At 44.4% G+C, this 20,902-nt stretch carries 17 protein-coding genes; 6 read left to right on the plus strand and 11 right to left on the minus strand.

Annotation, left to right across the window (positions count from 1 at the left end; translation table 11 throughout):
* Positions 1–103 precede the first annotated feature (103 nt).
* Positions 104–1,795 carry a hemolysin D gene (locus MHN32_RS04405; protein ID WP_239421030.1) on the minus strand — a complete coding sequence of 564 codons (1,692 nt, stop codon included), beginning with the start codon at positions 1,793–1,795 and terminating at the stop codon, positions 104–106.
* Between the two features lie 385 nt (positions 1,796–2,180).
* Here MHN32_RS04405 and lodA point away from each other — a divergent pair, with 385 nt between their 5' ends.
* A complete protein-coding gene (gene lodA, locus MHN32_RS04410; RefSeq protein WP_239421031.1) occupies positions 2,181–4,265 on the plus strand; it encodes a CTQ-dependent lysine 6-oxidase LodA in 2,085 nt (694 codons plus the stop codon).
* Between the two features lie 5 nt (positions 4,266–4,270).
* The gene (gene lodB, locus MHN32_RS04415; RefSeq protein ID WP_239421032.1) at positions 4,271–5,401 is read left to right on the plus strand and encodes a lysine-epsilon-oxidase maturase LodB; all 1,131 of its coding nucleotides are present in this window, start codon (positions 4,271–4,273) and stop codon (positions 5,399–5,401) included.
* A gap of 68 nt (positions 5,402–5,469) precedes the next feature.
* On the opposite strand, the gene MHN32_RS04420 is transcribed toward lodB, so the two are convergent.
* The gene (locus tag MHN32_RS04420) at positions 5,470–5,775 is read right to left on the minus strand and encodes a hypothetical protein (protein WP_010607466.1); all 306 of its coding nucleotides are present in this window, start codon (positions 5,773–5,775) and stop codon (positions 5,470–5,472) included.
* A 112-nt stretch (positions 5,776–5,887) separates the two neighbouring features.
* Between MHN32_RS04420 and MHN32_RS04425 the strand changes: the two genes are divergently transcribed.
* Positions 5,888–6,769, plus strand: coding sequence for a LysR substrate-binding domain-containing protein (locus MHN32_RS04425; protein ID WP_239421033.1), 882 nt, complete (start codon positions 5,888–5,890; stop codon positions 6,767–6,769).
* 143 nt (positions 6,770–6,912) lie between these two features.
* Here MHN32_RS04425 and katG read toward each other — a convergent pair whose 3' ends face one another.
* Positions 6,913–9,099 carry a catalase/peroxidase HPI gene (gene katG, locus MHN32_RS04430; RefSeq protein ID WP_211865871.1) on the minus strand — a complete coding sequence of 729 codons (2,187 nt, stop codon included), beginning with the start codon at positions 9,097–9,099 and terminating at the stop codon, positions 6,913–6,915.
* A gap of 499 nt (positions 9,100–9,598) precedes the next feature.
* Between katG and MHN32_RS04435 the strand changes: the two genes are divergently transcribed.
* Positions 9,599–12,424 (plus strand): TonB-dependent receptor, encoded by a 2,826-nt coding sequence (locus tag MHN32_RS04435; protein ID WP_239421034.1) that lies wholly within the window; start codon positions 9,599–9,601, stop codon positions 12,422–12,424.
* Between the two features lie 56 nt (positions 12,425–12,480).
* Here the strand turns inward: MHN32_RS04435 and MHN32_RS04440 are convergent, their stop codons facing one another.
* The 4 genes from MHN32_RS04440 to aroQ form a co-directional block, all read right to left on the minus strand.
* Positions 12,481–14,076: a PepSY-associated TM helix domain-containing protein gene (locus MHN32_RS04440; protein WP_239421035.1), complete on the minus strand. Its 1,596-nt coding sequence runs from the start codon at positions 14,074–14,076 to the stop codon at positions 12,481–12,483.
* A 3-nt stretch (positions 14,077–14,079) separates the two neighbouring features.
* Positions 14,080–14,334, minus strand: coding sequence for a hypothetical protein (locus tag MHN32_RS04445; protein WP_010607471.1), 255 nt, complete (start codon positions 14,332–14,334; stop codon positions 14,080–14,082).
* A 478-nt stretch (positions 14,335–14,812) separates the two neighbouring features.
* Positions 14,813–15,268 carry an azurin gene (gene azu / locus MHN32_RS04450; protein ID WP_010607472.1) on the minus strand — a complete coding sequence of 152 codons (456 nt, stop codon included), beginning with the start codon at positions 15,266–15,268 and terminating at the stop codon, positions 14,813–14,815.
* 521 nt (positions 15,269–15,789) lie between these two features.
* Positions 15,790–16,779, minus strand: coding sequence for a gamma subclass chorismate mutase AroQ (aroQ, locus tag MHN32_RS04455; protein ID WP_239421036.1), 990 nt, complete (start codon positions 16,777–16,779; stop codon positions 15,790–15,792).
* 284 nt (positions 16,780–17,063) lie between these two features.
* On the opposite strand from aroQ, the gene MHN32_RS04460 reads away from it, so the two are divergent.
* On the plus strand, positions 17,064–17,738 hold the full coding sequence (locus MHN32_RS04460) for a TorF family putative porin (protein WP_193522174.1): 675 nt from the start codon (positions 17,064–17,066) through the stop codon (positions 17,736–17,738).
* Positions 17,739–17,875: 137 nt separating this feature from the next.
* On the plus strand, positions 17,876–18,325 hold the full coding sequence (locus tag MHN32_RS04465; RefSeq protein WP_239421037.1) for a DUF4920 domain-containing protein: 450 nt from the start codon (positions 17,876–17,878) through the stop codon (positions 18,323–18,325).
* Here the strand turns inward: MHN32_RS04465 and MHN32_RS04470 are convergent.
* The 4 genes from MHN32_RS04470 to MHN32_RS04485 form a co-directional block, all read right to left on the minus strand.
* Positions 18,299–18,598 carry an AzlD domain-containing protein gene (locus MHN32_RS04470; protein WP_239421038.1) on the minus strand — a complete coding sequence of 100 codons (300 nt, stop codon included), beginning with the start codon at positions 18,596–18,598 and terminating at the stop codon, positions 18,299–18,301. The genes MHN32_RS04465 and MHN32_RS04470 overlap by 27 nt on opposite strands.
* On the minus strand, positions 18,595–19,278 hold the full coding sequence (locus tag MHN32_RS04475; protein ID WP_010607477.1) for an AzlC family ABC transporter permease: 684 nt from the start codon (positions 19,276–19,278) through the stop codon (positions 18,595–18,597). Before MHN32_RS04475 ends, MHN32_RS04470 begins: the two co-directional genes overlap by 4 nt.
* Position 19,279: 1 nt before the next feature.
* Entirely contained in the window at positions 19,280–20,080 is an 801-nt protein-coding gene (locus MHN32_RS04480; RefSeq protein WP_239421039.1) for an AraC family transcriptional regulator, read from the minus strand.
* Positions 20,081–20,178: 98 nt separating this feature from the next.
* Complete coding sequence (locus MHN32_RS04485; RefSeq protein ID WP_239421040.1) at positions 20,179–20,652, minus strand: nuclear transport factor 2 family protein; 474 nt, start codon at positions 20,650–20,652, stop codon at positions 20,179–20,181.
* Between the last annotated feature and the right edge of the window lie 250 nt (positions 20,653–20,902).

Here is a 20,902-nt window from a genome sequence, read left to right on the forward strand (position 1 = left end):
TCTCATTTAGAACAACTAAATAGCAAAATTTTTGCCTTGCTACTAAAGCTATTTCCCCGCTTCAAGATAGATCATTTACTTAATACAACTGGTATAAATCGTTTTAAAACGGTTCAATCATCCACTTTGCGGATAACTGGTCCGGTTCGCCATGGCGATTTAACTCAGGTTGGTTTTGCGCTTGGTTAAACCAAATATATTGCTGCCAAAATTGATTTTTGATATTCCAAACACCACCTTGATAAATCAATGCGTAGAGTGCTTGCTTAGGAGAGTCTACGAGTTTGAGATAGCCGGCGCTTTTGCTGCTGTAACTTAAAAACAGTGAAGGGGCCTGAGTGGCTCTAAAATAGTGCTGACCCTGTGCATTGGTTACCTGAATTAAATCGAGAGGCTCAGTTGGACTCAAGGTAATTCGGGTGTCATTGTTCAGGGTTTGTGCTGCTAAATACTGATTATTTACGGGCGACTTTATCGTGATTTGTGTGCCCGTGTCTGCACTTAACTGCGGATATGTCCAGCCGCTTGGTGGCGTTTGCCAGGTTAGAGATTTCCAGCGCCAGTTGTAGGGAATATCTAAGTGTGGGTCGTTAAGATCTTCAAAACCAGGTTCGGCTTCGATATTAAAAAGACATTGGTTTCGCTCTGCATCTAGCTGTGCAACACGCTCTGTTTGGCTAGTTGTGCCTACATTTAGCTCCGTCATACAGGCTTCAAGTGACTTCCCTTTTCCTGACTCATTAGGGGCCAGTACATAAGTATGGTCACGTTTACTTTCGTCCTCATACCAAGCCAGCATTGCGGCCTCGTCAAACGACAACCAGTTTTGTACTAGTCGCTGTGCTTCTTGCTCGGCTACGCTACGTCTTTGTGCTTTTGGTGTTGCCATTGTGCGAATAAACGCAGCCCAGAGATCTTTACTGGCCTCCAGCGCGACAATCGCGACCGGTTTCATGCTACTAATACGATAAGACTGCCAACCAGATTCTAAGCGTGTATTCGCTCGCCAAATTACATCGCCACTGGCGAAGTTGAGCACATCTTTGGTATCGTGCGAATGCTGCTCGGCACCTTCAGAGCAAAGGTAAGCTTTTACTTGCCAAACCTTTTCGTAGTTATCTTGTGGGAGCCTTACCGTGTGTTCTGGACTAAATGAGTCTTGAAATAGGTGAACGGCACGGCCAAACAAAAAGTAATTATGATCTACTTCCGCGAGGGCTGCGTGACCACCACCATCCCACACTTTGAGGCGCTTCTCCTCAGCCATGGCTGCATCAATAAAATGTTGAACAAAACGTTTTTGCGCGCGATAAGCTGCATCTACACCACCTTGGCCTGCAATATCATCATAGCGGCGCATAAAGTGATCTAGCTGAATGTCAGCCGGTTCTTGCGAGACTGCGCTAAAACAGTTTGGGCCGGTAGGATCGGTACTGGCGTTGGTGACGTTAAATCCAGCAATATCAACCCAACGCTCACCGACGATAGCTGAGTTCACACTGTCGTATCTTGGTTCATAGAGTGGGTTATTGTTTAACTGGGACTGAAGTCGAGTAATTTCATCTTGTGCGGTATGTAGCGCGATGTTTTTTGCCAGACCATAGCGCCAAGCGTGTCTGGGGTCGTTGGGATCTGGTTCGATAATATGTTCGGCATCCAGCACCTCTAGTGCTGCGGTGCGGGTTAACCATTCATGTCCCATGGGCATGATCCCTTGTCCACCAAATTGGGTGAATGCTTGAACTGTGCTGCTTAATGCAAGTCCTAGTGAAATTGTAAGAGGCTTTATTTTCATATCTACTCCTTGAAAACTAAAAGCAAAAATAGAGTTTTTACTCAATGCAGGGGCAAAGATTATAGTTTGTGAAATAAATGTTTCAATTGATTTTTGTTTGTAACTAATAGGTTTTTTATCACCTGATTTGTTTGGTGAGTGTTTGCCTCTTACATGGCTTAAAAAAGATAAAAGTAATTTTTATTTAATATCAGGTTGTTACAGTTTATTTTGTTCGTGTCTTATGTTCTGTAATGACGTGAAATATGCACATTTTCTTGCTGGTGCTACAGTTACTCTACTTAGCTGGGAATCAATTTAAGCGAAAGTTAGCGCACACTTGAGTATCTTTTGTTAACAAGTGTGTTGTTTTGTGCCGTGGTTACTATATCTAAAGGATATAAATATGAACTATTCACTTCACCCCTCTGTCGGTGTCGCAAGACTCGGTAATAGCGATGGTCAGTTTTATTTAGCACCAGACAAAATAGGTGGTTTACCGTTTGAATCCGATGAATGGGGCAATAAGATAGACAGCCCTGTCAGTCAGTTTAAAGATGCAGAAGGCCGGATCCGCAGACAGGGCCAACCCTTTAAAATCATTGACGAAAATAACAATGAGCTTACGTTATCGAGCGATAACGTTAAATCCATTAGTTGGACTGTACACGTCGCTAATAAAAAGGCGGCATGGTATGAGTTTAATGAGTTACAAGGCAACTTACTCTATGGTCAAGATAATAGTTATAGCAATCGCAACACGCCGTGGCGTAATGCGGATGCAACGGATCGCCGAAGCTTAATTATTGACCCAGGTCCAAGAACGATATCTGGCGCAAATGCAAAGGCTGAATTTGACGCCTCCAGTGCGCCTGCAGGATATCCGGTTAGTTTCCCTCCCAAACCGTGCCAAGGCACTGAAATAAAGTCTCTCGGAGACATTTTAACCGATAACGAAGGCCGCTTAGTGGTACTTGGCGGTAAAGGGAGTGCGGGTGGTAACCAGCCTCTTGAATCTTACGGTGGTGCGGACACATGGCATGATGATATTGCGGATGGAACTGTGTATTGCACGGTTACGTTTGACGATGGTAAAACCTTGCAACTCTCTGCTTGGGTAATTGTTGGCTCTCCGGATTTTGCACCGGAAATCGTTAATATCTCCAATCTCAGTGATACTATGTTTGACGTTGCGGTGCGCGAACAAAACTTATGTCCTGAGCTATACAGCGATGGTGAGTATCAGTCTTCTTATCAGGCAAATTATTACCAAGATATTGAGCCGATTATCCAGCGTATTAGCCGTTATCAGTGGGTATCAAATGTCCAATCTATGTCGGCATTTGTTTCCAATATTTTTGATTTTAAAGACAATTCTGAAGATAACAAAGCCAATCGTCAGGCTTACTTTAAGTACTTTAGGCAGCCAGTTGACCCAGCCATAGTGCAGCAAACTCCGCCAAACGAGCAAACCAATCAGCAACTCTTCGAGTATGGTATTGAGGGTAATTTACCACTGATGCCAATGAACTCTGGTAGTAACTCGGTGAGCAACGCTGAAGACAATATTGTCGATAAGTTTCTGACGTTAACGCAGACTCAATATTTCTTACTGAGTCAGTGGGCTGCTGGTAACTTTTCAAGTGCTAAACCTTCAGCGCCACAGAGCGCAGTCGATGAGTTTGGCGTATTTTATGCGGATCAAGGTAGCGTGGGTAATTGCGTTGGCTTACCTATGTGTCCAGGGATTGAGGTAACGTGGAGTTTACAAAATCCAGCAGTGTACGCGGCGCCTTATATCATTAAAGATCAAAGCATGGGTAATGGCTTTCCGAGCGGCTTGGATGCTGAGCGTGATGAGTGCGAAGGCGGTGGATGTCAGCCTGGAGATTTAACCAAGCGCATGGCATGCCCGTGGCAAGCAGACTTTTTCAACTGTACTATTCAAAATGTGAACTTTACCGAGCCAACGGTGAATAAAGTGAACGTTGGCACGGAAGACGATCCGCAAATGGTGCCAGCTGCCCCAACTTACTATAGTTACTGGTGGCCACCACAAAGCCCTTGGGATGTATTGACGAATCAATTTGATGATCAATCACTTACCCATCTGCCTGCAGGCCAGCAAGTCAACTATGCACGTGGTATCAATAGTTTTGTGCAAATGGTTGAGCATTGGTCGGCACTTGGTTTTATCCGCAATCAAAATAGTGATGAACCGAATTTCCCCTACTTTACGGAAATCGAACGTAATCACCAACTGTTTGCGTATAAGGATGTGCCTGTCTCTGATATTACTGGGAATTGCCAAGACGACGGAACCGATATTCCGGTGTTTTATATTCCTGATGACCTTAAAGATCACCTGTCGTGCGGGTGCTCTAAGGCCAAAGCAATATTAAAAGGACTTGAAGAAAAAATGGCTAAGCCAATTACGCAAAAACGAGCTGCGAAAAAAGTGCCTCGCAGCGGTACTCGAACAAGACGGTAATGGATATGAATGGTACTCACGAATGTGATGTGCTAGTAATTGGTGCTGGCCCTGCTGGGGCTAGCACCGCATTAAACTTGCTCAATCACACAGACCTATCAGTCATTTTAATCGAGCAGTCTGATTTACAAAAATTAAGAATTGGCGAAAGTGTATCTGCAAGTGTGTTTTCGGTATTGGACTATTTGCAGATAGATAGAGCGGATTTCGGTCCGCACTGTTTTACTCCAACTCAAGGTAATAGTGCATTTTGGGGAAGTGAGAAATCTGCTAATCGTCACGCGATTTTTGCACCAGACAGAGCAACCTATCAAATTAATCGCGAGATATTTGATCTAACCTTGCTCGAAAGCACAATCCAGCGCGGTGGAACGGTGTTCCCGCGCACTAAAAGCAAAGCAATTACTCAGTTACAAGACGGTCGTTACTCAGTGGTGGTGAGTCATCCTGACTATGGTCAGTTCACCATTGTTTGCAAGTATCTAGTTGATGCGTCAGGGCGTAATTCGTCTATTGGCAAATCTCTAGGAGCGGCTGTTCAGCAATATGACAGACTTACTGGGGTTGGTGCCTTCTTTAAAGTAAAGCGGGGGGCGCTTGAGCAACTTCAACTAATTGAAAGTGATGAATGTGGCTGGTGGTACAGTGCGGCGCTTTCTAACGATATGTTAGTTGTAACGTATTTTAGTGATTTTGAATTGCTCTCAAAGCAGCGCTTAAATCGTCTGACGCAGTGGCAAGCGCACTTAGGTAGTAGTAAATATATGTCACGGCGGGTAGAGGATGCAAAGATGGTCGATGAAAACCTATGGATCCGACCTGCCGGGAGTCATTTTAGCAGTTTTGCTCATCTCAAAAATTATCTACCAGTGGGGGATGCGGCTTGTGCGTTTGACCCTATTTCCTCTATGGGATTAGGGTTTGCCATGACATCGGGATGCCAAGCGGCAGCCATTATCGGCAATACCAAAACATCTCAAGCGTTTATGCACAGTAGCAAGATGTATCAACAAGACTTAGCGCGTCAGTTTGATCAGTACTTAGCGCTAAAGCAGCAGTTTTATAATAAGGAAAAACGTTGGTGTGATGCGCCTTTTTGGTTCAAGCGGCAGCAACTTATCAATCAGGTTGCTTAACTGAAACTAACCGAAGAATAACAACTGCTTGCGCATAAGTTGTTATTCTGATTTCGGGTTAGCTCATATTAAAGCAAGCTTAAAATGTGTTTGGCGTTTTGTCGGGCAAGACAGCCCTTGACGGGATCGGTTGAAAACGTTTTAGCCGATATCTCCATAGGCTTCCCTTCATGAAGTACATCACCGCTATAGACCTTAACTCGACAGGTCGTTTTGTTTTGCTCTTCTGAATAAACAAGCTCCACTTTTTCGGCCTTCATGATTAAGTTTTTGTAGGGGTATCCCGCATCAGTAAATACTTTTTCAGTTTGTACCTGCTCGGATGTTGATGCGAGTGCTGCTAGAGGAAATGCAAGAATAATTGCGTATTTCATGATAAAGACTCCTTCCGTCTCTGATTTCACTGCTAAGTATTGTGTGCATTCATAAAACTGACAAACTAGAAATTCTGACCTATAGTTAAGTTTTAATTAAGTAAGATGGCGAATGAAATCACCTCCACTCAAAGGACTTTGGTATTTTAAAACGGCGGCGGAATTAGGCAGTTTTAAGCAGGCGGCGGAAGCCTTATTTGTGACTCAAGCCGCTGTGAGTCAACAGATAAGAACCCTTGAGCAACAGCTTGGTTGTATGTTATTTGAACGACAAACAAGAAAGGTATTGCTAACTCAGCAAGGACAAGACTTGTTGCCTTACTTACACAAGGCCTTTGGGCAAATGGAAATGGGCTTGTCGACGTTAAAATCAGATCCTAACCCAAACACCATTCACCTGTCGGTTTTGCCTTCATTTGCTACTTGTTGGCTGTTGCCAAGGTTGGCGAGCTTCAACAAAGCATTACCAGACTACCAGCTACGTATTGATCCAACTGAGCAACTCGCCGATTTTAACCACGACGATATTGATATTGGGATCCGCTTTGGATTTGGTAACTATCCGGGACTGAAAAGCGAGCTCATCGCGGAGGATGAGTTAGTCCTTGCCTACCGTCCTGGATTAATTGACCCAAATAAACCGTTGCGAGAACAGCTATCTAAACTCAATTTTATCTATGATGAAGGCCGGGATAATGAGCATGCGTGGCTTGAACTAAACAAACAACTGGATTTGAGTGGTCATACATTCAGTAATCTCAAAATTGATAATGCGGCGTTGGTACAGCAAGCAACGGTGGCAGGGCAGGGGTTTTCTTTGTTACGTCGACGTTTAGTGAATCAATCTTTAGAGCTAGGCCAATTAGAAATCTATCCCGACTTTGCATGGTTATGTGAATATCGGTATTACTTGGTCGCACCAGAGCGCCATTTTGAGTGGCCTAAATTAAAGGCGTTTCGAGATTGGATTGTGGCTGAGCTTAGCGCATGTTGAAATAGCGATTTTATATGTTCTTGGTTAACTTTAGCTTGGCCCATAAGGCGGCGAGTTGAGTACTGCAAAAAATAAGGCGGATAGGATAAACAGGCCAAGCCACTGTTATATACGCACCAGTGGCTAGGCTGAGTTATAAGCAGCTATTTTAGGTCAAAGCGGTCTGCATTCATTACTTTGGTCCATACCTCAACAAAGTCACGGACAAACTTCTCTTTGCTATCATCTTGTGCGTACACTTCAGCGTAAGCGCGCAAAATAGAATTAGAACCAAAGACGAGATCAACGCGAGTCGCGGTCCATTTTACCGTGTCCGTATCACGTGTTTTTATCTCATATAGGTTCTCTCCACTTGGCTCCCAGCGATATGCCATATCGGTCAAGTTGACGAAAAAGTCATTACTCAAAGTGCCAACGTTATCGGTAAATACGCCATGCGATGTTTGCCCGTGATTGGTGCCTAGCACGCGCATTCCGCCGATCAGTACGGTCATTTCCTTGGCTGTGAGGCCCAACAGCTGAGCTTTATCAAGTAGCATTTCTTCTGGTTTAACGCTGTAGTGCTGTTTTTGCCAATTGCGAAAACCGTCATGTACAGGCTCTAATACATCAAATGACTCAATGTCGGTTTGCTCGTCTGTGGCATCGCCTCGCCCAGCGGCAAAAGGCACTTGGATTGATACACCGGCATTTTTAGCCGCTTGTTCAACGGCAGCGCAGCCACCCAATACGATTAGATCGGCCATGCTTACGGTAGGCGTAAAATTACTTTGCACGGTTTCTAATGCCGCAAGTACTTTCGCTAGACGCTCCGGCTCATTTCCAAGCCAATCTTTTTGCGGGGCTAGGCGGATCCTCGCACCATTTGCACCCCCTCTAAAATCGGAATATCTAAACGTTCTAGCACTATCCCACGCGGTGGCTACTAATTCTGAAAGCGTCACATTGGTTGCTAGAATTTGTTGCTTGAGTGCGCTAATTTCACTGTCGTTTAGGGTGTAGTTAACGCTGGGGACGGGGTCTTGCCAAAGTAAATCTTCGTTAGGGACTTCAGGGCCTAGATAACGGCTTTTTGGGCCAAGGTCGCGATGCGTAAGCTTAAACCACGCTCTTGCAAAAACATCGTTAAAATAGTCGGGATCGGCATAAAACTTCTCTGAAATTTTACGATAAGCAGGGTCCATTTTCAGCGCCATATCGGCATCTGTCATCATCGGCATGCAGCGTTTGGATGCGTCTTCAGCATCAACCGGCTTATCTTCTTCTTTTATATTAATAGGCTGCCATTGCCATGCACCCGCAGGGCTTTTGGTCTGCTCCCACTCGTACGTGAACAGCAAGTAGAAGTAGCCATTGTCCCATTGAGTTGGGTTCGTCGTCCAAGCGCCTTCAATACCACTGGTTACTGCATCAGAGCCAATGCCACGCGAGCTATGATTCATCCAACCAAAACCTTGTTCATGCAAGTCCGCGCCTTCTGGTGCCGGGCCTAATTCATCGGCATTGCCATTTCCGTGCGCTTTTCCCACAGTGTGTCCGCCAGCGGTTAGGGCAACGGTTTCTTCATCGTTCATTGCCATTCGAGCGAAGGTAACACGCATATCTTCAGCTGTTTTTAACGGATCGGGATTACCATCTACGCCCTCAGGATTAACGTAGATAAGACCCATCATCACAGCGGCAAGCGGGTTTTCTAAATCGCGTTCACCGCTATAGCGGCTGTTTGAATTATTGGAGGGAGCCAGCCACTCTTTTTCGCTGCCCCAGTAGGTGTCTTTTTCTGGATGCCAGATATCTTCTCGGCCACCGGCAAAACCAAAGGTTTTGAATCCCATCGACTCATAAGCAACGTTGCCCGCCAGCACGATTAAATCGGCCCAAGAAATACGATTGCCATACTTTCTTTTAATCGGCCAAAGTAAACGCCGGGCTTTATCTAAGTTTCCGTTGTCCGGCCAGCTGTTTAGCGGAGCAAAGCGCTGATTACCCGTGTTTGCACCACCGCGACCATCCGCAACACGATAACTGCCCGCAGCGTGCCATGCCATTCTGATCATTAATCCTCCATAGTGTCCCCAATCTGCGGGCCACCATGGCTGCGAGTCTGTCATAAGTTGCTCGAGATCTTTCTTCAGGGCGGGGTAATCGAGGCTGTTAAATGCGCTTTTGTAATCAAAATCGGCATCCATCGGATCGGTTTTCGTATCGTGCTGATGCAATATGTCTAAGTTCAGGCTATTTGGCCACCACTGGTGCTCGCTATGCTCTGACGACGTATTTGCACCATGTGCAAAAGGACAAATCGATGGTGTGTTTTGCTTCTTATCCATGGGAGATCCTTGTTTGTTCGATGACGGAAGATTGCTAGGGCCTGTTTATCTTTCAAGTTTGTTTCTGCAGCAGTTTGATTGATGTATACATAGGGCAAGTTGTACGCCGCGAGCAAAATACGCTCAGAGGAACAAAAATCAAATCGCAAAGGTCAACAGGCCCTAGATAAAGGTAGTCCCGATAAGTGCTTTTTACCAGATTTAGGTGGCCTTAAAAGCCAATATTGAATACCAAGAGAGTGGCGACATTTGTGACTCTCTGGGTAGTGAACACGCCAAATCTGACTGATTACATGATTTTTAATTAGACGCTTGAATATTCGATAAAAGTAAATAAATATTGCGCAAATCGTCTAGAATTGTTTGTTGGAACGATTTAATTGTGTTATCAGTATAAAAAGGCGCAATAAATAACCTATTTCATTTTCTATAGTGATAATAAGAAACTTTCTATCGTCAGCGTCTAACTATAATTTGGAACGTTACAAAGGAAACCGTTATGACAATAACAAAACAAAAAACGACTTTGGCGTTGGCAATCGCCAGCTTGTGTGGTTCGGGCGCTATGGTGTGGACGGCCCCTGTGTTTGCCGAGGAAGCAGCGTCGGAACCCGTTGAAAAGATTATGGTAACGGGGTCGCGTATCGCGCGGGCAAACCTAAGTAAACCCGGCGCGGTAACCACAATATCTAGATCGGATATTGAGCAAACCGGGTTTAAAAATATTGGTGATATGCTGCAAAATCTAACGGTTTCCGCCAGTGCTCCTAATGCTTCTCAAAATGAAAATACGTCGGGCGTGACAAACTTCGACTTACGCGGTCTAGGTGCACAGCGCACGTTGGTCTTGCTAAATGGCCGCCGCTTACCAAACGGGGGAAATGGCGCGGATGCTGCGGTTGACCTAAGTGCTATACCTACAGCGATTATTGAACGTGTTGAAATTCTATTGGACGGTGCCTCTTCTATTTACGGCTCTGATGCGGTGTCTGGTGTCGTAAACATTATTACTCGCCAAACGGGCGATATTTTTGAGGTCAGTGGCTCAATTGGCCAATCCGCTGAAGGCGATGCTGATACGACTTCTTTGGAACTTGTAACAGGGATTGTTGGCGATAAAGGGCGTTTTATGGTGAGTGCCAGCTACGATGAAAAACAAGAAGTGTATGCTGGCGACAGAGACTTTAGCCGCTATGATTTAACACTTAATCCCGATGGCAGTTACGGCCAAGGCGGTAGTTCCGCAATGCCATGGAGTAACCTAAAAGTCACGGATGAAAACGGTAAGGAAATATTTGTTACCCGAGGCCCAGAATATGGCGAGTGGCGTGAAACTATCTCCGATGCATCACTTGCACAAAATGATTTATACAACTACCAAGAGCCTAGCTTGCTACAAACGCCTTTTGAACGCTATAGCATGAGTGCGTTTGGCGAGTATGATCTTGGCAATTTGAAGTTTTCGGATGACGTGGTATTCAATTTCGAGGCGCTTTATTCACATCGAAAATCCACTACCAATGGTGCGCCTCAGCCACTAGTTCCAGTTTGGGGTGGGTATTTAGATTTCACTTACTCTCCTGATAACTATTACAACCAACAATTTGGTCCGAAAGACAAAGATGGTAATCCTTATGCCATCAATGACTGGCGTCGCAGAATGGTAGAAACCAATGGCCGCATGAACCACGTAGAAAACAGCCAGTACCGTATTGTGATGGCGCTCTCTGGTGATTTTAATGCAGATTGGAGCTGGGAGTTGGCCTACAATTTTGGTCGCAACTCAAACAAACGACTAAAAACCGGCATATTCAATTGGCCAGCGGCTAAAAATGCGGTTGGTCCTACCCACTTTGATGATCAAGGCGTACTGCGCTGTGGTGCTACACCGGATGCGCTAATTGCAGGTTGTGTGCCGCTTAATATCTTTGGCCAACCCGGTACCGACTCCGAAATTTCCGAGGACATGCTAAATTATCTCTCTGGTGATTGGCCGGGGATCCAACAAGGTCATAACCAGATTAAAATCGCCAGCGCGAACCTAAGTGGCGTAGTGGCGAGTTTGCCTGCGGGCGACCTAGGTGTGTCTTTTGGTATCGAAAATCAAAAAGTTGAGGCGCGTAATCAAACAGATGCCGTTTCTATTAATATTTTAGTCACGGATGGATTAGGTAGACCAACTGGCGGCGAGTATTCGCTCAATGAAGCCTACCTAGAAGCTGTCGTACCACTACTATCAGACCACGATTGGGCGCAGAGCCTAGAGTTAAATCTCGCGACTCGATATTCAGACTTTGATACGTTTGGTTCGACCACCAATTCAAAAGTGGGCGTATTTTGGGCGTTGAATGAGCAGTTGAGTTTTAGAGGGACTTGGTCACAAGCATTTAGAGCGCCTAATGTGGTGGAACTTTATAAAGGAAGGTTACCTGGTTTTGAAAATGGCGACGATCCTTGTGCCGTAGCAAATCCAAACCAAAACTGTGTCAGCACAGGCGTTCCCGCTGATGGCAGTTACCGAGAAACGATCGGACAGATCAGAACTAATACTGGCGGTAACACCGAACTTGAACCAGAAACCGCGACGAGCAAAACACTTGGGGTGATTTATCAGCCGAGCTGGCTTACTAACGGTTCAATCACCTTAGATTTTTATGACATCCAATTAAAAGATGCCATTGGTAACATTAGCGCGGTGACTAAATTGAGTGAATGTATGAATAATGGTTTGTACTGCGACTCTGTACATCGTGTTCAATCTGGTGAGTTTCAGGGGGTGATCACCGGTGTTGATGTGTTTAATGAAAACCTCAATGCGTTAAACCGTCAAGGGGTGGACGCGGAAGTTCGTTTTGACATCGGGCAGTTTTCATTTGGTGATTTGAGTACCGCACTAAACTGGTCATTTGTGAGTAAACATGAAGTCATTGAACCAGGCCTTGTAACCAAAGACAGAGCCGGACAGCGCGTTAATGGCCAGATGGCGGTGCCTGAGCACAGAGTTAACTTTGCACTTAATTGGCAGCATGACGACTTTAGCGCAAGTTGGCAAAGTTACTATATCGATTCAATGTTAGAAGAAGTATCGGTTAAACAAGGCGACCAAATCGTTAACTTTACCAATACCGTTGATAGCACGCTGACACATAATGCTCAAGTAACCTACCATTTAGACTCTGTTGATACTCAAATTACGCTGGGCGTTAACAATCTACTGGATGAAGCGCCGCCTTTCGCGACCGGCAATGGAAATAACGCAGATCCCATTCATTCGTCTTTATATTTGGGTCGTGAGTACTACCTAAGATTTAAGACAGAGTTTTAACTTCACATTGTTTCCCTGTGAGAGTAAGACAAAGCGGGCTATGTAAGCCCGCTTTTTTAGTTCGCAGTTTGGTGCGAAGTTTGTTCAGACGAAGTTGCGCTTGTGGTTTGCGCTGCGGCGTTGATCCGTGACACTGCCTTCCAACAGATCAAGGCCATTAGTGCTATTAGTCCAATCACAATCGCGAAGTCTACTTTAGTTTGTAGCGGTAACAAGTTGTATTGGTTACCGAAGTAGGCCAAATTCATCACTAAACTTAAGCAATAGCAAATCCCACTTAGTCCTAATAACACCTTGCTAAAGGACAAAACATCTTTGGCAAATTGGCTACTTATCAGGGCGAAGAAAAAGGCTATAAACATAGAGGACTTGACGGTTTCTAATTTGTCGGCATGCGTCGCAGGAAGTAAAGTGGTTAATGTAAAGCCAACAGCAACCGCTAAAATCACCCCAATAAAACTGCCGCTGGTCAGTCTTTTGACAAACATTAGGCTTTTAGGACTTTGCTTTTTCTGCTTTGCTCGTTTGTCAATCCACATCAAATTGCCAGTAACAATTAAGTAGGCGGTTGCAAGACCAAGGCATAAAAACGCCAGTCGCATGCCATATCCAGCAAAATCACCAAAGTGGAGGCTTGCAATGGTAGAGAGTCCCGCTCGTACCGCATTATCATAGTTGTTTTCTGTGAGGTAAACTTGCGAATTGTCACTGAGCTTATACTGAATTTCTTTAATATTAGAGAAAGCATCATTGCTTTTTGCTGTAAAGCCCACCACCGCATTCTTGTCACCAAAGTGGCTAATTTCAACCATAGTAAAGGTAACATCCCCAAGCTTAGCCTGTGCTTGAGCTCTTAGTTGATCGATGCCTTGCATGGGTTGTATTTGGTTTATGGCCTCAATTTTTGGCTCGTTAAATCCAGCTGCTTGCAGTAATGCAGTTTGGTTGCCACCATAGAGCAGCACGGCGTATGAAATCTGGTAGATAATCACGAGGTTGAAAACAAGCCCTGTGAAGGCGTACATAATGTGAAAAGGTAGGCCCATCGTGCCAATCAGGTTATGAGCATCCAGCCATTTGTCTTTTTTACCTTCGGCGCGATATTGAAAGAAGTTTTTAGCAATTTTACGCCAATGGATCACAACGCCACTTAGTATAGCAACGAAGAAAAATAACGTAATCACTCCAACAAAATAGAGTCCAGGCCTACCTAACCCCAAATCGAAATGGAGTTCAAAAAGCAACGTAGAAAACTCAAACTTATCGGCGTCAGCAAGTACCTCACCAGATTGCGGTGATATCAATAGGTGTTGATCCTGATGATCCTCCCCCGTGATCGGGTGGGGCTGATCTAAATGGGTTGCAAAATATACTTCAATAAACGGATTATGCGGCGTAGGCTCTCGCATAAAAAAGCCATGATCGGTATCAACATCGTATTGTTCTTGAATAGAGTTTATGGCGTTGTCATAAGAAATTGTGGTTATTGACTCGTTTGATTGTACAGCCAGAGGTGCACGCTCCCAACCCCGAATATTATCTCTAAATAGGCTAAGTGAGCCTGTGATAAAAACGATGAATAATACCGTTGAAATAATGAGTCCAATCCAGGCGTGCGCTTCGGTTAATGATTTTAGTGTTTGGTTTTTCATTGTTTATCTCATTAACAATAATGCTGTATTTAGTAGCAGCGAAGGGATAAAAATAGCAAATAACGGCTTGCAGGCTGCTTTTGCACTTGGAAATGCGTAGCTCCATACGATAAAACCCGCCCAGATAGGAAATGCTAAGATCAGACCCAGCATGAGTTTTGCCGATTCAGAAAATGGTAGTAACAAGTTGAGGTTTAGCACCAAAGAAATAGACAGTAATAATCCCAATGAAAATCCAAGTAAGGTTTTAGGCCACATAACTTATTCCCCCTACAAATAGAGATAACAAGAAGACTAATGCTGAACTGAGATAGAAACGTCTTATTGAATACCCACTTAACAAAGTTACTGAAACTAAACTAAACATCAAGATAACAAGTGCTGCTAACATCGCAGAGATAACTGGATATTGCACAGTTAAAATACCAAGTCCGGACAAAATTAGTAGAGTGGCTAAAGGATATGCTGCGAGTCTACTAATAGATGAAGCCAAAAATCGTTGTTTAGGGCTTGCCAAGTAGAGTAACACTGCGGCAAACCAAAACGGTATAATTGAGAAAAAGCTCATGATGGTGATAATCATTATTGTTTGCAATTGATTGTAATGATTATAGGTATGTTCTTCAAGGCTTGAGTAATAATTGTCACAAATTAGATAAATTAATGATATGGCAAAAGCAGGGCTGCGCTGTGAGGCTTCAGGAAGTCACGGTTTGATCCCTGCTCTGTAGCACTTTTAGCTAAGTGTAAAAGTGCCTTGCATAATGGCGAAATGGCCCGGGAAAGAACAGAAGAACTTGTAGCTGTCACCTTGCTTTAACTGCTCAGTAGAGAAGGTCACTGTGGTTTGCTCGCCACCGCCAATCACCTTTGATACGGCTAAAACGCGACTGTCGTTTGGCTTTACATAGCTATTATTTGCACCTGCCGACATACCATCGGTTGCAACGGCTTGAACATCTGCTGCTTTGCTCAACACCCAGTTGTGGCCCATGGTGGTGGCTGGCAGTTTGCCCGTATGCTTTAACGTGACTGAAATTTCTTTACAGCTAGATGGCGCACTGAGTGATTTTTTAGAAAACTGCATCATGTCGTTGGCTTCGATGCTGAGTTCACATTCGTTTGCCGATGCAGTATGAGAAAACAGAAAGACACCTAGGCTAAGCAAAGTGATGGAAAGAGAGGTTTTCATATTTAACTCCTTAATTAAAAATCATTCTCATTATTATCTTTGCCGGGATGAATGTAAATGGATGCAGATCAATAAAACGGTTCTTTGCGTGAAGTGACTGAAATTAAAGAGTGAAAAGCAAAATGAAAGTTTAACAGGCCCAGATGTTCAGGCCATCAATGCAATGGAAAGCCGTCAAGCTGCTAGAACAAGAGGGTAGTTCTTTTAAAACCATTGCCTTATGGCTGATGTCGTTGGTGTAGTCCTAATCAGGCAAGACATCAGCTAATTCGACTTGTTGCTATCGCAACAAGTCGCTAATTTGTTTATGACGCAGTGATAGTGCAGTTATCCACCCTGCGTACCTTTTGCAGTGCCGAAAAGAGTCTAGCTTTGTCGTTTGCAAAGAGCTGTTCGGTGTTTATTATTTGGTTAAACAAGCCTGCCTGTTCATCCGTGAGGTTACCATGCTTGGCAAGATGCTGGGTCAGTGTTTCAAGAATGGCTGCACCAAGCTGATTTAATGTGCTTCTTAGCCGATCCTAATTGGCGTCTTCGTTTGGTACGCCTTCAGCTAGCCATTGTGCCCGGTATCTGTATTGAATAGCCTTTGCAGCATCCATTTGTGCTTGGAAAAACGCCTCAACGCTTGCACTATCCAGACATTGCTGGCGGGCTTGCTCTAGCGCTTTTGAGAGCACAGTGGCCTCACGGGATAAGTCTTCAATTGGCCTGTGTTGTTGTGCTTTAAACAGTGCTACAGGCTGCATCTGAGCAAGGCGTTGGTTGATATGTGAGAATAACTCCTCAGCAGAGTCTGTTCGCGTTTTGACCAATGTATTTGCCTTTTCAACGACCTGCGCCAGCGCGGTGCGAGCTTCATCTTCGCTTATCGGCTGAGATCGTTTTTCCATTTTCATCAGACCAAACAGCGTACGGTTATCCGCGTTATCCTGAACGCTTACTTCGCGCAGTGTCAGCTCTGGGTAAACCACTTTAAGTGCGCAGCTACCTACGGCAACGGTGTTTTGGTCAAATTGTCCATTTGCAAGTAAGCGAGCCGCTTCGTTGGTGCCTTTGGGTACGGGCTTGGTTTGTACCTGATGAGCATTGAGCCAATGACCAATTTGGTTCAGGGCTGCCGGGTGGGATGCTGCATGCGTAATTTTAGCTGTCTTGTTCAATCCAAAAACACACATTTCGATGGGCATATGCACAGCGGCACTCAGCTCCGTTACCTTGTAGTTACGCATCGCATTGACAATGGCTGGGACCAGTTGTCCTTCAATAGTGGAGTTGGCCAGCGCGCTGAAAGCCCAGCTCTGCGCTTGCGCGGCATTGGCATAAGTATGCTCCGGGGTGCCCGAGTAAAAACGCTCATACTCCTGCGACTGGCGGTTGGCGAGTAGGTCAAGTGCGGCATGATTAAAACTCCCCGGCCCAGCTTGTACATAGACAGATGCGGCATGGGTTGTCAGTGTAAATAGCAGTGTGGGTAACGCCAGTAAGCGAAACATAGATGACAATTTCAAGGACTTTTCCAAAGGTTTTACAGGCAAAAAACGGATCCTAACAGAACCATTAGGTGCTGTCCTGCAAGCGGAGTGATTTATTGATAACTCACAGCGCACTTTATGTACCTGCTTACTCGACTTTTAGCATCAATGAGTACTTTTTTATTACCGCCAGCCAAACGCTTATAAAACGGAAAATAATCATGCCAAGCACGTTAACAAGCGTATAAAACTGTATCAGTGACAGGGTGGAAACGGCGGTCTATGCTTGAAATGACTGCAATTAAAGGGTGATTTCAAAGATGAAAAAATACTGGCTGCTGCCATTGTTGTTTACTCCACTATTTGTCAATGCGGCGACATCTTCTACCGTAACATTGGCTTCCGATTATTTATTTAACGGCGTGAGTCAAACTAAGGAAGACGAAGCGCTTCAAGTTAGTCTCGATTGGTTTGGAAAAAGTGGTTGGTATGCTGGAGGCTGGGTGTCTCAAGTAGATTTTGGTGATGGTACGGATTTAGAAGGAGATCTGTATGGTGGCTACAAATTTACGCTAACTGAAAAATTAAAGCTTGATGTTGGCCTCTCGCAATATACCTATCATGGTGATGATGTGAGTTCTGATTACAACTATGCAGAAGCCTTTGCAAAGTTTAATTATGGCCAGACAAATTTAGACTTTTGGTATGCATGGGATTACTTTGGAACAGGGGCTGCTCACGGGATAGTGATGCTCACGCATAGTATCCCAATTACAGATCGGTGGTTACTGACGCTCGGGGTTGATCATTCAATGAGCTTTGATAGTGATAAATACGAATGGGAGTCGGGTGATGATGACTATACCCACTGGCATCTAACTGGAACTTACTCGATTAGTACTTGGTCTTTTTCATTGGGTTATGAAAGCAATGACATTGATTCTTATGCAGATTCTACATTTGTGGCGTCAATCTCAAAAACATTTAACTTCTAAATTTACCTTTTATTAACTTTTGTGTTGATTTTAGTTGCGAATTGTACTTTTATATAGCTATATGATTGATGCTCCATAACTTTTTATAGGAGTAAGCAATTGATGAGGTAAATAGTGATAAAAGCTATGGAGTCGCAATGATGAAGGATACGATAAAACTAACAGCACTCTCTTTGGCGGTATTTTCTCGGTTTAGCTTTTCAAGCCCGCTAGAATTTGCCGGTGGCGCAGACATGTCTAAGTTAGTCGAGGCAGAGCACATATTGCCAAATCTCAATGACTACACAACAAACCTTGTGACCGTAAAAGGAGTGGTCACTCATGTTTGCAGAAAGTTAGGTTGCTGGATGACGCTGCGAGTAGCAAATGGCCTAGACGTAAATATCGAAGTTGAGCAAGGCGATATGGTATTTCCACTTGCTGCGATTGGCCGTGAAGCCCATGTGACGGGGCGCTTCGAAGCGCTAAACCAGCGCGCTTTGGCTTGCATGAGTAAAGCGGACGATGAAGCTGCACTTATGCGTTTGGGATTTAATCCAACGGCCGTAACCATTTCGCATTTAGTACAGCAAGTAAAACACAGCTAGGCTCCCAAACGTGGTGATATAGAGGTTTTTAAAGCGAAACGCCAGTATTATCGCAACCGTTGCGGCGACCAAATAGGGGTTGCTTGGCGTGATGGCAAGTTGCTTGTTCTGAATGAATACAATGGGTACCCAAATGGCAGTCAGTACGCAAGGGGCGCTAAAACTTAAAAAGCGTTGTAGTTTAGGGCCGATAGTAAAAGGCAGTTGTTTTGCCAAAAATAAATACCGAGTTGCAAACGTGACACAAGCCATGGCTAAAATAGTGGTGATCATACACGCTCCTTTTTACTTTGTAGCACATATCCTACCGACATTCCGAGCAGTGCTGAGGCGATTAAACCAAATTCAAAATGGATCAGTTTGAACACTAAGATAGTTACGGCCGACGTTAAACAGGCGCATAACACGGGTAATGCGTTAATACTCGGGACCACTAAAGCAATAAATATTGCCGCAATCGCGAAGTCTAAGCCAAGGTTGGTCAAGTCAGGTAAAAACTGACCTGCGACAATACCAATGAGCGTCCACAGATTCCATGCAACATAAAAGCTACCACCAGCGATGAGCGCATACACGAGCCGAAGTTTGCCTTGATACGCACGGTGGTGATGGGAAAACGCAAATAATTCGTCAGTGAGAAAAAACGCAATGGGACCACGCCATTTAAGGGGTTTATCTATCATTTTATTGCGGATCGCAAGGCCATAGAGTAAATGTCTCGCGCTAATAATAAAGGTAGTCGCAAGCAAGGTGATAAGCGCGGTGTCTTTGGCAATAAGCTCTATTGCCACTAACTGCGCCGAGCCTGCAAAAACTAATAACGACATTAACTGTGCTTCGAGCGGCGTAAAGCCATTTTGCACGGCAAGGGAGCCACACAATATTCCCCAAGGAAGCACGGCGAGATTTAATGGCAACATATCCCAAAAGCCTTTGCATACTGCGACTTTCATATTAACAAGCCTTGCTATATTGACTGGGAGTGATCCCCATATTCTTTTTAAAATGACGGTTGAAATGGCTTTGGTCATAAAAGCCTACGCTTAATGCTGCATGGGAAACACTTTTGCCACTGCGCAGTAATGCCTTGGCATGATTAAGCCGGTGTTGTATTTGAAAGGCATGGGGAGTGAGGCCGGTGTGGGCCTTAAACACACGAATAAAGTAAAAGGGACTCATGCCGACAAGGCTCGCTAAGGAGTCGAGTGATACATCTTCAAATAAATTATCCAAAAGAAAATGGCGTGCAGTGGTAATTCGTTGCTTCACCGAAGGGATTTTGGTATCGAATGTGACTTTGCCTTGCTTATTGCTTAAATAAGATAGCAGAGCAATAAGCTGAGACTGCTTTTCAAGCACGCTGGTATCACATTCTAAGACGTTAAAAGTGGTGTCCATGAGTGCCGCAAGCGCTCGGTCGTGTACCACTGCATCATGGAAAAAAGGAGCTATTGCCTTGCCATCACCAAGAAACTGATTAAATAGTTCAGGCGTTGGGTAGAGTGAACGGTACGAAGACTTATCTTTTGACGCCTTTCTGCAATCGTGCACCTGCTCTGCATTAATCAAAATGACACTATGCTGACTAGCTAAGTGTTCACCGCCACTGCGGTAGAATCGCTGTGCACCACTATCCACTAAGGCAAGCGTATAGCCGCTGTGGCTATGTCTACCAAAGTCTTCCTGCTTATCAATGTTGTGTAGTACTTCTAGGCCACCGAGTTCACGATGAAAACTAAACTTTGAGTGTTGCATAATTCTCTCCCCCATTGATGAAAAGCGTATCTGTCTTCACTCAAAAAGTCTTGTACAAAATTGCACAATGCCACAAACAATAACCGGGTTAACAACGCCTAATGCCAAGTTTCTTTTTTAAGCACGTTAACAAGGCGGTGATTGATTAAGCATTGGCCATCGATTACTTTAAGCTCGTCTTCATACACACCGTTAAATACGGTGATTGGGGTATCTGATTGAGATTTTGGCTGCTGATAAAGAACAAAGTAGCTTTTAGCACTAAACTTATTTGCCTCGATAGGTTGAATATCGGCACTGGTTATCATGTGCATACTTTTTGTTGTTTTTATGGCTTGTTGCTGCCTTATTGTTATTTCTTCAGCACCAGTAATATTGATACTGAGTGCTGGGATACTAAATGTTGCATCCTGTGTAAAAACACTTTGGTATGCTTGTGCTGAACCCGAACCTCGATATTTTATGTAATTGTGCAGTGTCGTTTCACAGAGGCGCTGGTTACTGCTTGGCTTGATGGTCATGCAACCACTCATAACACCTGCCGCTGCAACTAAAAGGAAATATGATTTCATAACGTAACCCTAATTTTTTCTCAACCTGAGGTTTGGATAAGGAATGAGCTGATTCATTGTTTTTAACTCACGTAAAATTATTCCCGTGTCTAGCCAGAGAGTTTTGGGGATAACACCGCTTCCGCGTCCTGCTCTCGCTAAGGTACCTACATCCTGTAGGCAAGACGAATTTACGCACCAATAGCTGGCGATTGGAAGTGAATTCAACGTAGTTAGCGCTAAAACTGGCTGCTAGAAAGGCATTAATTAT

This window comes from Pseudoalteromonas sp. Of11M-6 (genome assembly GCF_022347905.1).
GTDB lineage: Bacteria > Pseudomonadota > Gammaproteobacteria > Enterobacterales > Alteromonadaceae > Pseudoalteromonas.

What these genes read in the sequence shown, in the direction of transcription:
- MHN32_RS04405 (WP_239421030.1), bottom strand. Translation starts at nt 1,795, where the DNA reads ATGAAAATAAAGCCTCTTACAATTTCACTAGGACTTGCATTAAGCAGC.
- lodA (WP_239421031.1), top strand. Translation starts at nt 2,181, where the DNA reads ATGAACTATTCACTTCACCCCTCTGTCGGTGTCGCAAGACTCGGTAAT.
- lodB (WP_239421032.1), top strand. Translation starts at nt 4,271, where the DNA reads ATGAATGGTACTCACGAATGTGATGTGCTAGTAATTGGTGCTGGCCCT.
- MHN32_RS04420 (WP_010607466.1), bottom strand. Translation starts at nt 5,775, where the DNA reads ATGAAATACGCAATTATTCTTGCATTTCCTCTAGCAGCACTCGCATCA.
- MHN32_RS04425 (WP_239421033.1), top strand. Translation starts at nt 5,888, where the DNA reads ATGAAATCACCTCCACTCAAAGGACTTTGGTATTTTAAAACGGCGGCG.
- katG (WP_211865871.1), bottom strand. Translation starts at nt 9,099, where the DNA reads ATGGATAAGAAGCAAAACACACCATCGATTTGTCCTTTTGCACATGGT.
- MHN32_RS04435 (WP_239421034.1), top strand. Translation starts at nt 9,599, where the DNA reads ATGACAATAACAAAACAAAAAACGACTTTGGCGTTGGCAATCGCCAGC.
- MHN32_RS04440 (WP_239421035.1), bottom strand. Translation starts at nt 14,076, where the DNA reads ATGAAAAACCAAACACTAAAATCATTAACCGAAGCGCACGCCTGGATT.
- MHN32_RS04445 (WP_010607471.1), bottom strand. Translation starts at nt 14,334, where the DNA reads ATGTGGCCTAAAACCTTACTTGGATTTTCATTGGGATTATTACTGTCT.
- azu (WP_010607472.1), bottom strand. Translation starts at nt 15,268, where the DNA reads ATGAAAACCTCTCTTTCCATCACTTTGCTTAGCCTAGGTGTCTTTCTG.
- MHN32_RS04460 (WP_193522174.1), top strand. Translation starts at nt 17,064, where the DNA reads ATGAAAAAATACTGGCTGCTGCCATTGTTGTTTACTCCACTATTTGTC.
- MHN32_RS04465 (WP_239421037.1), top strand. Translation starts at nt 17,876, where the DNA reads ATGATGAAGGATACGATAAAACTAACAGCACTCTCTTTGGCGGTATTT.
- MHN32_RS04470 (WP_239421038.1), bottom strand. Translation starts at nt 18,598, where the DNA reads ATGATCACCACTATTTTAGCCATGGCTTGTGTCACGTTTGCAACTCGG.
- MHN32_RS04475 (WP_010607477.1), bottom strand. Translation starts at nt 19,278, where the DNA reads ATGAAAGTCGCAGTATGCAAAGGCTTTTGGGATATGTTGCCATTAAAT.
- MHN32_RS04480 (WP_239421039.1), bottom strand. Translation starts at nt 20,080, where the DNA reads ATGCAACACTCAAAGTTTAGTTTTCATCGTGAACTCGGTGGCCTAGAA.
- MHN32_RS04485 (WP_239421040.1), bottom strand. Translation starts at nt 20,652, where the DNA reads ATGAAATCATATTTCCTTTTAGTTGCAGCGGCAGGTGTTATGAGTGGT.